We start from the raw sequence: 12,942 nt of genomic DNA on the forward strand, positions 1-12,942 counted from the left end.
CACATCCCTGTATAAAATTTTATACAAACACAGGCATAACACATTCCTTCATGCGTACGCACATGTCCAATGGGATAACGTTAAATTTTCAGTGAGATTGAGTCACGCCCCACAGCGGGAAACTGCGAGGCGCTTTCAGAGATTAATACTCGTCTCGCTCGTCGTCTTCATCCGGCTGTTCCATCACGCTGTAGGCCACGGAACAGAACAACGAGTTAAGACGTTTCATATCGCCCAGCAGCCCCAGGTGCAGGGAGCTGGTTTCAATGCTTTGCACGTTTTGCTGATGCAGGCGTTCAACGTGCGCATGAGAGTAGCGGCGGTTAAGAATACGGAAACGGTGTTTGTTGCGGCGTAAACGGCGTGCGCCTGGCACATCGCTTGAGAAAAAGACCAACATCGCCAGCTTGAGGTTACTCAACAACTGTTCGTGCAGGGCTTCAAGCTCCTTCAGACCTTCGACCGAGAACGCACGGCGCGCAGCCAGCGATTTATCGGCTATTTCACTGCCCATACGTTCGACGATGTCAGAGGCCTGCTCCAGGTTGAGGGACATTTCGATGATTTCCGCCCACCTGCGCGATTCCTCTTCCGCCAGCTCGTCCTGCGGCATCCGCGCCAGATAGAGCTTGATGGCGGTATAAAGCACGTTGATATCATCTGCCAGCCTGCGCAGCTCTTTTTCTTCGCGAGGCTCGCCATGCATGACCTTTTGCAGCCCTTCCAGCATCGTTTCCATCGCATCGCCCATGCGCAGCGTCTCGCGGGCAGCATTGGCCAGGCCCAGAGCTGGCGTGTCCAGTGCAGAGGTGTCCAGATGCTTCGGTTTCAGCCGGGCATCCAGCTCAGGTTCATCGCGGATAAGACGTTCGCAGAAACGGGCCATTGGCGCGGCGAAGGGAACCATCGCCAGGCAGCGGACAAGGTTGTAGAACACGTGGAAATAGATAACCAGCTCGGCGTCCGACAAAGGCAGCTTTTGCATGATCCCAGCCAGCAGGTGCACAAACGGCAGAATAATCAGGCTTCCCACCAGCTTAAACAACAGGCTGCCGAGCGCAACGCGACGGGCAGCAGCATTGGCGGCGCTGTTGTTGAGCATCGCCAGCAGGCCAGAGCCGAGGTTCGCGCCAATCACCAGACACAGCGCCACCGGGAACGAGATAACCCCGGCACTCGCCAGCGTAGCGGTCAACAGCACGGCGGCCAGGCTTGAATAACTGACGATGGCAAAGACGGCGCCGATCAGCGCATCCAGCATGATATCGCCCGTCAACGAGGCGAAAATCACCTGCACGCCGTTGGCCTGAGTAATGGGTGTCACCGCCTGCACAATCAGCTCCAGTGCCAGCAGGATCAGCCCCAGGCCAATGCCCACTCGCCCGAGCTGCCCGGCACGGGTCTGCTTACGACCCAGGAAGAAGATAACGCCGATGAAAATCAGCAGCGGCGACAACCACGACAGATCGAACGTCAGGATACGCGCCATCAGCGCGGTCCCCACATCGGCACCCAGCACAATCACCAGCGCAGGCGTTAGCGCCACCAGATCCTGCGCCACAAACGAAGTGACAAGCATGGTGGTGGCGTTACTGCTTTGCACCAGCGCCGTCACGCCGATGCCCGCACAGAAGGCGAGCGGCTTCTTCTCAACGCTGCTGCTGAGAACGGTTCGTAGGCGCGCACCGAATACGCGCATCACACCGGTACGGACAATATGCGTGCCCCATACCAGCAATGCCACTGCGGAGAGCAGGTGTAACAGAGTCAGCACAGAAGGGGGTTCTCCTTATCGTTATAGGTTCCTTAAGCCCATGTTATACAAGCCGGATGGCGCTTCGCTTATCCGGCCTACGATTAACCTGAGCTTTTCTCAAGTATAAGGGTTTAAGCGTAAGAAAGAGACAGGGCGCCCAATGAGCGCCCTGTTTGTTGTAAGGAAAAGTGACCTTAGTCCGCGTCGTAGCCTAAATTCGGCGCCAGCCAGCGCTCCACTTCTGGAACGCTCATCCCTTTACGCTGCGCATAATCTTCTATCTGATCGCGCTGAAGCTGTGCCACAGCAAAGTACTTGCTGTCCGGGTGACTGAAGTACCAGCCAGAAACCGACGCCCCGGGCCACATGGCGAAGGATTCGGTCAGCTTCATGCCTGTGTGTGTTTCCACATCCAGCAGCTCCCAGATGGTGCCCTTCTCGGTGTGTTCCGGGCAGGCCGGGTAGCCCGGTGCCGGGCGAATGCCCTGGTAGTTTTCGCGGATCAGCTCCTCATTACTGAGGTTTTCGTTCGCCGCATAACCCCAGTGCACCTTACGCACGCGTTCGTGCAGGTACTCGGCGAAGGCCTCCGCCAGGCGGTCGGCAATCGCTTTGACCATGATTTTGTTGTAATCATCGTGCTGCGCTTCGAATGCATCTGCCAGCGCATCTTCTTCCAGACCACCGGTTACGGCAAATGCGCCGATGTAATCGGCTTTCCCGGAAAGCTTCGGTGCCACGAAATCGGCCAGACAGTAGTTCGCGAAACCCACTTTCTCGGTTTGCTGGCGCAGGTGATGGCTCACCGTCAGTACGTGGGTACGGGTTTCGTCGCGATAAATTTCGATGTCATCGCCCACGCGGTTTGCCGGGAACAACCCGACAACGCCGCGCGGGTTAAGGGTTTTCTCTGCACTCAGCGTGTCGAGCATCTCGTTCGCGTCTTTGAACAGGCGCTGTGCTTCTTCACCGACCACGTCGTCTTCGAGGATGCGCGGATATTTCCCCGCCAGCGACCAGGTCATAAAGAACGGTGTCCAGTCGATGTAGTTACGCAGCGTTTCAATGCTGGCAGTCACATCCTGCACGCCCAGACGGTGCGCAACCGGCGGCGTATAGCTGGACCAGTCAAACGCCAGATCGTTATCGCGCGCGGCCTGTAGCGTAACCGGCGGCGTACGTGGTTTTTTACGCGCATGCTGAATACGGACGGTTTCGTACTCTTTGCGGGTTCGTGCCACAAAGTCATCGTGCTGCGTGGCTGAAAGCAACGCAGAGACGACCCCCACGGTTCGCGAGGCGTTTTGCACGTAGACCGTCGGGCCACTGTAATTCTGCTCGATTTTCACTGCGGTATGCGCTTTAGAGGTGGTCGCACCGCCAATCAGCAGCGGAATGGTAAAGCCCTGACGCTCCATCTCTTTCGCCACGTTGACCATCTCGTCCAGTGACGGGGTGATCAGCCCGGAAAGGCCAATCAGGTCAGCATTCACTTCACGTGCGGTTTTGAGGATTTTATCCGCAGGCACCATCACGCCAAGATCGATAATTTCGTAGTTATTACACTGCAACACCACGCCGACGATATTCTTACCGATGTCGTGAACATCGCCTTTCACGGTGGCGATAACCATTTTCCCGTTACTGGAGCCTTTCTCTTTGCTGGCTTCAATATACGGCTCGAGGTAGGCCACCGCCTGCTTCATTACGCGGGCAGATTTCACCACCTGTGGCAGGAACATTTTGCCCTCGCCGAACAGGTCACCGACCACGTTCATGCCGTCCATCAGCGGCCCTTCGATCACTTCAATCGGACGTGCGGACTGAAGACGCGCTTCTTCGGTATCCAGTTCGATAAACTCGGTGATACCTTTAACCAGCGAATATTCCAGTCGTTTTTTCACATCCCAGGAGCGCCACTCAGCCTGCTGAACGTTGACGGCTTCATCCGATTTACTGCCACGGTATTTTTCTGCCAGATCCAGCATTCGCTCGGTGGCATCGTCACGACGGTTGAGGATAACGTCTTCCACCGCATCACGCAGCTCTGCCGGCAGGTCGTCGTAAATCGCCAGTTGCCCGGCGTTCACGATCCCCATATCCATTCCGTTACGGATAGCGTAGTAAAGGAATACAGCGTGGATAGCCTCACGCACCGGGTCGTTACCACGGAATGAGAACGACACGTTCGACACACCGCCAGAAATAAGCGCATGTGGCAGCTCGCGTTTGATGTCTTCACACGCGCCGATAAAGTCCTGGGCGTAGTTGTTATGTTCTTCAATCCCGGTTGCCACCGCGAAGATGTTCGGGTCGAAGATAATGTCTTCCGGTGGGAAACCTACCTCTTCGGTCAGAATTTTATACGCGCGACGGCAAATCTGAATCTTGCGCTCGCGAGTGTCGGCCTGACCGACTTCATCAAATGCCATAACCACCACAGCTGCGCCGTAACGGCGTACCAGCTTCGCGTGGTGGATAAAGATATCGATCCCCTCTTTCATCGAGATGGAGTTAACGATGCCTTTACCCTGAATGCATTTCAGCCCTTTTTCGATGACCTCCCACTTCGAGGAGTCAATCATAATCGGCACGCGGGCGATGTCTGGCTCACCGGCGATCAGGTTGAGGAAACGCACCATCGCCGCTTCGGCGTCAAGCATCCCCTCATCCATGTTGATATCGATAATCTGTGCGCCGCTTTCCACCTGCTGGCGGGCAACGTCCAGCGCTTCGCTGTACTTCTCTTCTTTGATCAGGCGTTTGAATTTCGCGGAGCCGGTGACGTTAGTACGTTCACCGACGTTCACAAACAGGCTATCGTCGCCGATGGTCAACGGCTCAAGGCCGGCAAGACGGCAGGCAACGGGAAGCTCAGGTAATTTACGCGGCGGCAGCCCGGCCACCGCATTGCTCATTGCGGCAATATGCTCTGGCGTCGTACCGCAACAACCACCCACGATATTCAGGAAGCCCGATTCAGCCCACTCGCGGATTTGCGCCGCCATGGTGTCGGCATCCAGATCGTATTCACCAAAGGCATTTGGCAGACCGGCATTCGGGTGGGCGGTGACGTAGCATTCCGCAATACGCGAGAGCTCCTGCACATACTGGCGCAGTTCGTCTGGCCCCAGGGCGCAGTTCAGGCCGAAGGAGAGCGCTTCGGCATGGCGTAACGAGTTATAAAAGGCTTCAGTTGTCTGGCCGGATAACGTACGGCCGGAGGCGTCGGTAATGGTGCCGGAAATCATGATCGGCAGGTCAACGCCCAGTGCTTCGAATTCCTCTTTCACCGCGAAAATCGCGGCTTTGGCATTGAGGGTATCGAATACCGTTTCAATCAGGATCAGATCGGAACCGCCTTCCACCAGCGCTTTTGTGGATTCGCGGTACGCGGCCACTAGCTGATCGAAGCTAATGTTACGAAACGCCGGGTCGTTCACGTCAGGTGAAATCGACGCCGTGCGGTTTGTCGGGCCAAGTACCCCGGCAACGTAGCGCGGTTTATCCGGCGTGCGGGCCGTCCATTCGTCTGCACATGCGCGCGCCAGTTTCGCGGCTTCATAGTTGATTTCCGCCGACAGGGATTCCATCTGGTAATCCGCCATGGCGATGGTTGTCGAGTTAAAGGTGTTGGTTTCAACGATATCCGCGCCTGCTTCGAAATAGGCATTGTGGATATCCGCAATCACTTGCGGCTTGCTTAACACCAGCAGGTCGTTGTTCCCTTTCAGATCACATGGCCAGTCGGCAAAACGATCGCCGCGGAAATCGTCTTCACTCAGACGATAGCCCTGGATCATGGTGCCCATGCCGCCGTCCAGCACCAGAATTCGTTCATTTAACTGCGCACGCAGTTGCTCTACTTTGCTGCTCACACTTGCTCCCGACAACGCTCAACCAGGCCAAAAGGCCAGCAGTCCATACTGGCATAATCTGACAGAGTGGAAAAGTCACACAGCGGTAACATGAGACATGTTCACCATCACTCATCCGATCAGTCAGGATAACGGTTGCAAAAACAGCAAATAAAACGAAAATGATTTCCACGATACAGAAAAAGGAGATCGTCATGGTCGCGACCGTTCCCGCTAAACGCGGCAGAAAACCTGCTGCCACCACCGCTGCACCACAGGGCGGACAGGTTCAATCGCTGACTCGCGGTCTGAAGCTGCTGGAATGGATAGCCGAGTCGCACAGCAGCGTGGCCCTGACGGAGCTGGCTCAACAGGCCGGACTGCCGAACTCCACCACTCACCGTCTGCTCACCACCATGCAACAGCTGGGCTTTGTGCGTCAGGTGGGCGAGCTGGGGCACTGGGCGGTGGGCGCACATGCGTTTATCGTCGGCAGTAGTTTCCTGCAAAGCCGCAACCTGCTGGCCATTGTGCACCCTATTCTGCGCAAGCTGATGGAAGATTCCGGTGAAACAGTGAACCTGGCCGTTCTGGACCAGAGTGACCATCAGGCGATCATCATCGACCAGGTGCAATGTACACAGCTGATGCGTATGTCTGCTCCCATTGGCGGCAAGCTGCCAATGCACGCCTCCGGGGCGGGCAAAGCGTTTCTCTCGCAGCTTAGCGAGGAACAAGTGACGGGGTTGCTGCATCGTAAAGGGCTACACGCCTATACCCACGCCACATTGGTTTCGCCGGTGCATCTGAAAGAAGATTTGGCATTGACCCGCAAGCGCGGCTATTCGTTCGATGATGAGGAACATGCGCTGGGTCTGCGCTGCCTCGCGGCCTGTATTTTTGACGAGCACCGCGAGCCGTTTGCAGCCATTTCCATCTCCGGGCCAATCTCCCGCATGACCGATGACCGGGTAACCGAGCTAGGTGCGCTGGTGATTAAAGCGGCAAAAGAGGTGACGCTGGCGTACGGTGGGATCCGTTAGGATTGAGTGCGGCCAGATGCCCTCACCCCGGCCCTCTCCCACCGGGAGAGGGAGAAAACATGATGACCTCACCCTGCGGGGGAGGGAGAAAATCTGATGCAAAACCGCTGCTTACGCCGGTAGGCGTACACATCCTCCACGTGCCCGTTTTTAATCCGCGTTTGCAGCCCGCGCCAGTAGCTGGCGTGGAACAGGTCGTCGTGCATCTCTTCAAATAACGGCCCGATGCGCGGGTCGGCACATAGCCAGTGACGAAACTCCTCCGGGAAAACATCCCCCGGTGAGACGCTATACCACGGCTCGCTGGACATCTCGTCTTCCGGGTAGCGTGGGGGCGGTATATCGCGGAAATTCACTTCGGTCATATAGCAAATTTCATCGTAATCGTAGAACACCACACGCCCGTGACGGGTGACGCCGAAGTTTTTAAACAGCATGTCGCCCGGGAAGATATTGGCGGCGGCAAGCTGACGGATAGCATTGCCATACTCTTCAATGGCATCCCGTAATCCTTGCCCTTCCGACTGCTCCAGCCAGATATTCAGCGGCACCATGCGGCGCTCTATGTAGAGGTGGCTGATGACAATCTTATCGCCCAGGTCGGTTATCTTTGCCGGAGCTTCCTGGAGCAAAAGCGCCATTAGCACCGGGTCAATCTGCTGCTTATCCAGCACAAAATTTTCGAACTCCTGGGTATCCGCCATACGCCCGACGCGGTCGTGTTCTTTCACCAGCTGATAGCAGGATCGGACATGGGCGGCGGTCATCTCTTTCTGTGGCGCGAACTTGTCTTTGATAACCTTAAACACCCGATCGAAACCTGGCAGGGTGAACACCAGCATCACCATCCCGCGAATGCCGGGGGCTTCGATAAACTGCTCATCAGCCGTTGAGATGTAGTGCAGATATTCCCGGTAGCTTTCGGTTTTGGCGTGCTTCTGACAGCCAATCGCCATATACAGCTCGGCGGTGGTTTTCCCCGGCAGGATCTCACGCAGCCACTCCACCAGAGCCGCAGGTAGCGGGGCGTACACCATGAAATAAGAACGGGCAAAACCAAAAACAATGCTGGCCTCGGCGCTGGTTGTCAGGCAGGTATCAACAAACAGCTCGCCCTCATCGCTGCGGTGAATGGGCAGCAGGAACGGCACGGTAGCGGTGGGTGTAATCAGTTTGCCGACCAGCCAGGCAGCCTTATTACGGTAAAAAAGCTCATTCGCAACGTGCAGATGGCTGTGAGTGAGCACCTCTTCACCAAACGTCTCACTGAGATGCGCGATGATAAAACCGATGTCTCTGGTTTTGTTCTGCCAGGGCAAGCGCAGCGGTAAATCGGTTAACACACGGTGTAGCAGAGATTCCCAGCCGTTATCGGGAAAGAAGTCTTTCGCCAGCGGCCGCGGGATGGTGCGAAAACGGCGCTCAGGCTGGGAGCTGAAAATAAATAACCGCTCGGGAGATAACGAGCGGTGGTCAAATAACCGGCAATAGACAGAGTTAAAAAAGCTCTCCGCAATTTCGAAGCGCGGGTAATCGGGTAATAAATGGGTGTAGTGCTCTTTAACACGTAGCAAAAATGCGGCATCAGGGTTTTTGCCATCGGTAATACAGCGCAGCTGTTCCACCACCAGACCCACATGGTGATCGTAAAGGTGAATACGCTGCTTCATGGCCTGCTGAACGGCGTGCCAGTCGGCGTGTTCAAAACGTTGCTGTGCGCCGGACGTCACTTCCAGAAAACGACCATACTGCGCGTCAAAGCCTTGCAGGATGGTTTGTGCAATCAATAATTCCAGGCCACGCGACATCTTATTCCCCCTCACCCCAACCCTCTCCCCAGCGGGGAGAGGGGGAAAACATCAGAACTGTGCTTCTTCCGTCGATCCCGTTAAGGCCGTCACGGAGGAGGCGCCCCCCTGAATGATGGTGGTGACTTTATCGAAGTAGCCTGTTCCCACCTCCTGCTGGTGAGAAACGAAGGTATAACCCTCTTTACCGGCCTCGAACTCTGGCTGTTGTACTTTCTCAACATAGTGCTTCATACCCTCACCCTGCGCATAAGCGTGGGCCAGGTCGAACATGTTGAACCACATGCTGTGGATACCCGCCAGGGTGATGAACTGATATTTGTAGCCCATATCAGACAGCTGCTGCTGGAAGCTGGCGATCGTTTTGTCGTCCAGATTCTTCTGCCAGTTGAAGGATGGCGAACAGTTATAGGCCAGCAGTTTGCCCGGATATTTCGCATGAATAGCATCGGCAAAGCGTTTTGCCAGCGCCAGATCCGGTGTCGAGGTTTCACACCACACCAGGTCTGCATACGGGGCATAGGCCAGACCACGGCTGATAGCCTGTTCAATGCCAGCATGAGTGCGGTAGAAGCCTTCGCTGGTACGCTCACCGGTAATAAACTCGCTATCATACGGGTCGCAGTCAGAGGTGATCAGGTCAGCCGCGTCTGCATCGGTACGGGCAATCACCAACGTCGGAACACCCAGAACATCCGCAGCCAGACGCGCTGCAACCAGTTTCTGAATCGCTTCCTGAGTCGGAACCAATACCTTACCGCCCATATGTCCGCACTTCTTCACCGATGCCAGCTGATCTTCGAAGTGTACGGCCGCTGCACCGGCCTCAATCATCGATTTCATCAGCTCAAACGCATTCAGCACGCCACCGAAACCAGCTTCTGCATCAGCGACGATCGGCAGGAAGTAATCCACAAAACGCGGATCGTTTGGCTCAATGCCCGCAGACCACTGGATCTGATCCGCACGACGGAAGGTGTTGTTGATCCGATCCACTACCGACGGCACAGAGTTTGCCGGATAGAGCGATTGATCCGGATACATACTGGAGGCGAGGTTGGCGTCCGCCGCCACCTGCCAGCCCGACAGGTAAACCGCCTCAATACCCGCCTTCGCCTGTTGCAGCGCCTGACCACCCGTCAGCGCCCCCAGGCTGTTGATGTAGCCTTTTTTCGAGCCGCCATGCAGCAGACGCCACATTTTGGCCGCACCCAGCTGCGCCAGCGTGCACTCCGGGTTGACCGAGCCACGTAATCTCACCACTTCCTCGGCACTGTACGGGCGACGAATGCCTTCCCAGCGCGGCTGTGTCCACTCTTTTTGTAATTCTTCGATCTGTTGGGTACGTGTTTTCATGTGCAGATGCTCCATATTGTTATGTGGTGGATTACGCAAGCAGGCGGTAGCCTGGCAGGGTGAGGAAGTCGATTAAGTCATCTGATGTGGTGATTTGCTCCATCAGGCGCGCAGCGTCGTCAAAACGCCCGCTACTGAAGCGGTGCTCGCCCAGTTCGTCCTGGATAACCAGCATCTCTTCGGCCAGCATCTGACGGAACAAGGATTTGGTTACCGGCTTACCGTTACTGAGCGTTTTTTGGTGATGGATCCACTGCCAGATAGAGGTACGGGAGATCTCCGCCGTGGCGGCATCTTCCATCAGCCCGTAGATTGGCACGCAGCCGTTACCGGAGATCCACGCTTCGATGTACTGCACGGCAACGCGAATATTGGCGCGCATTCCCTCTTCAGTGCGTTCGCCCGTACACGGCGCCAGCAGCTGCTCTTCTGCGGTTGGCGCATCCTCTTCGCGCGTGACAAACAGCTGGTTTTTGTTGTCGCCCAGTACGCGGTTGAACACCTCCATCGCCGTATCGGCAAGGCCCGGGTGCGCAATCCACGTGCCGTCATGGCCGTTACGTGCTTCCAGCTCTTTGTCGGCTTTCACCTTGTTGAGTACCTGGTTGTTTCGCTCGGTGTCTTTGCTTGGAATAAATGCCGCCATACCGCCCATCGCAAACGCACCGCGCTTGTGGCAGGTCTTAATCAGCAGACGCGAATAGGCGCTGAGGAATGGCTTGTCCATGGTGACAACCTGACGATCCGGCAGCACCCGGTCAGCGTGATTTTTCAGGGTTTTGATGTAGCTAAAGATGTAGTCCCAGCGTCCGCAGTTCAGGCCAACAATGTGGTCACGCAGCGCGTGCAGGATTTCATTCATCTGGAATACCGCCGGCAGCGTTTCAATTAACAGCGTGGCTTTAATGGTGCCCCGCGACAGGTTGAAACGATCTTCTGCATAGCTAAAGACTTCACTCCACCAGGCCGCTTCCTGCCAGGACTGGGTTTTTGGCAGATAGAAGTACGGGCCGCTGCCTTTCGCCAGCAAGCTTTTGTAGTTGTGGAAGAAATAGAGGGCAAAATCGAACAGGCTGCCAGGAATGGCTTCACCGCGCCAGGTGACATGCTTTTCAGGCAGATGCAGACCACGTACACGGCAAATCAGCACTGCCGGGTTCGGCTTGAGCTGGTAGATTTTCCCGGCTTCGTTGGTATAGCTGATGGTGCCGTTCACGGCATCACGCAGGTTGATTTGCCCATCGATGACTTTGCGCCAGTCCGGAGCCAGAGAGTCTTCAAAATCGGCCATAAAGACTTTAACGTTGGCGTTCATGGCGTTGATCACCATTTTGCGCTCCACCGGGCCGGTGATCTCGACGCGACGATCCTGTAAGTCTTCAGGAATACCGCGGATTGTCCAGTCACTACGGCGAATGGAAGCGGTTTCCGAAATAAACCCAGGCAACTTGCCATCGTCAATTTCCTGCTGTTGATGGATGCGTGCCGCCAGCAGCTTATTGCGCTTTGGCGTAAAGCGGGTCACCAGTTCGGTCAGGAATTCGACAGCCTCTGGCGTTAAGATTTGCTGCTCTTGTTCGCCATGTGGCTGGTTAAAAGCCAGTTCGTCGGCCGTGGTTGCCTGTTGAGTCATCATTCTGCTCCTCATCAAAGATCCAAAAACACTCCCCCAATGCGAGCGAAAGATCGTTGTGTGGTTTTCGCTCAGCAGAATTAAGATTATCTATAATTTTTTCAAAATCAAAAACAATTTCCATTTTAATTATTAATTGAATGCAACTTACTGATTAATATAGAGTTAAAGTTTTTTGCAATGTTGAGTGGCATTTCGGAAATAAAAAAGGCACCCGAAGGTGCCTGATCTGAATAGCTGAAACGCTTTAGGATCGTCCAGAGTAGTGGATTACTCCAGCGTCGGATTCATGTGGCGCAGATCGTATGGCGTGATTTGATAGACGTAATAGTTGAGCCAGTTGGTGAAGAGCAGATTTCCATGGCTGCGCCAGGTGGCCCGTGGTTTGTTTTGTGGGTCGTCTTTTGGGAAATAGTTATAAGGAACTTCCGGGCTTAAACCGGCTTCAACATCGCGGAAAAACTCCGCCGCGAGTGTGTTTGGATCGTACTCAGGATGCCCGGTCACAAACGCGATACGCTTGTCTTTGCTGGCAAACAAGTAGGCATCACCCTCTTCCGTTTCCGCCAGGATCTCGAGATCGGTGTAATCACGGATCAGCTGTGCCGGGAAATCGGCATAGCGGGAATGCGGGGCGAGGAAGGAGTCATCAAAACCGCGCGTCAGCAGCGCATGAGGATGAAGGATGTGGTGTTCGTATACGCCAGAGAGCTTTTCAGTGCGGGTTTGTTTGGGGATACCATAAAGAATGTTCAGCGCGGCTTGTACCGCCCAACAGACAAAGAGTGTGGAGGTGACGTGATCTTTTGCCCACTCCAGCACCTGTTTGATCTGCGGCCAGTAGGCGACATCATTAAACTCTACCAACCCAAGCGGTGCGCCAGTCACGATCAGACCATCGAAATTTTCGTCGCGGATATCGTCGAAATTACAGTAGAAATTGTTCAGATGCTCAGAAGGGGTATTGCGCGACTCACGGGCATCGATACGCAGCAGCTGGATATCCACCTGAAGCGGCGAGTTCGACAGCAGACGCAGGAACTGATTCTCTGTTTCGATCTTTTTCGGCATCAGATTGAGAATAAGCACCTTCAGCGGGCGAATTTCCTGACCTGTTGCACGTGAAGCTGTCATTACGAAGACATTTTCTTCACGTAAGAAATTGACGGCTGGTAGCTCGTCCTGCACCCGAATCGGCATAACCTTATATCCTCACAGCATACGTATAAACGTTTAGACATCCAGATAGCTAACGATACGCAGAAATGGCCTGAATGTCGAGCCTGCAAGTGAAAGGTGAGAAAGTTTCAAGGAGGGATCGTGCGGTCGACATTGCCGGGTGGCGGCTTCGCCTTACCCGGCCTACGGTTTTGCAGGTCCGGTAAGCGTAGCGCCACCGGGCATTTTTTTCGCACAAAAGCAAAAAACCCCGCACCTTCGGTACGGGGTTCTTCTTAATTGATGCCTGGCAGTTGTATGCCGGGCTTCC

The 12,942-nt window shown here is 55.1% G+C and carries 7 protein-coding genes; 1 reads left to right on the plus strand and 6 read right to left on the minus strand.

Going from position 1 to position 12,942, the window contains the following annotated elements; translation table 11 throughout:
* Positions 1 to 142: 142 nt before the first annotated feature.
* Together ACS603_RS16285 and metH are read right to left on the minus strand one after the other, a co-directional pair.
* On the minus strand, positions 143 to 1,774 hold the full coding sequence (locus ACS603_RS16285; RefSeq protein ID WP_182063271.1) for a Na/Pi cotransporter family protein: 1,632 nt from the start codon (positions 1,772 to 1,774) through the stop codon (positions 143 to 145).
* Positions 1,775 to 1,950: 176 nt separating this feature from the next.
* On the minus strand, positions 1,951 to 5,634 hold the full coding sequence (gene metH, locus ACS603_RS16290) for a methionine synthase (RefSeq protein ID WP_182063270.1): 3,684 nt from the start codon (positions 5,632 to 5,634) through the stop codon (positions 1,951 to 1,953).
* 194 nt (positions 5,635 to 5,828) lie between these two features.
* Between metH and iclR the strand changes: the two genes are divergently transcribed.
* Positions 5,829 to 6,656, plus strand: a complete 828-nt coding sequence (gene iclR / locus ACS603_RS16295) for a glyoxylate bypass operon transcriptional repressor IclR (protein WP_182063269.1) — start codon at positions 5,829 to 5,831, stop codon at positions 6,654 to 6,656.
* 68 nt (positions 6,657 to 6,724) lie between these two features.
* On the opposite strand, the gene aceK is transcribed toward iclR, so the two are convergent.
* From aceK to metA, 4 genes are all read right to left on the minus strand, one after another.
* Complete coding sequence (gene aceK, locus ACS603_RS16300) at positions 6,725 to 8,464, minus strand: bifunctional isocitrate dehydrogenase kinase/phosphatase (RefSeq protein ID WP_182063268.1); 1,740 nt, start codon at positions 8,462 to 8,464, stop codon at positions 6,725 to 6,727.
* Between the two features lie 51 nt (positions 8,465 to 8,515).
* Positions 8,516 to 9,820, minus strand: coding sequence for an isocitrate lyase (aceA, locus tag ACS603_RS16305; protein ID WP_182063267.1), 1,305 nt, complete (start codon positions 9,818 to 9,820; stop codon positions 8,516 to 8,518).
* A gap of 31 nt (positions 9,821 to 9,851) precedes the next feature.
* Positions 9,852 to 11,453, minus strand: a complete 1,602-nt coding sequence (gene aceB, locus ACS603_RS16310) for a malate synthase A (RefSeq protein WP_474944568.1) — start codon at positions 11,451 to 11,453, stop codon at positions 9,852 to 9,854.
* Positions 11,454 to 11,723: 270 nt separating this feature from the next.
* Positions 11,724 to 12,653, minus strand: coding sequence for a homoserine O-acetyltransferase MetA (gene metA, locus ACS603_RS16315; RefSeq protein ID WP_182063266.1), 930 nt, complete (start codon positions 12,651 to 12,653; stop codon positions 11,724 to 11,726).
* Positions 12,654 to 12,942: the final 289 nt, after the last annotated feature.

It is taken from the genome of Enterobacter sp. Li2LvB3 (genome assembly GCF_056156645.1).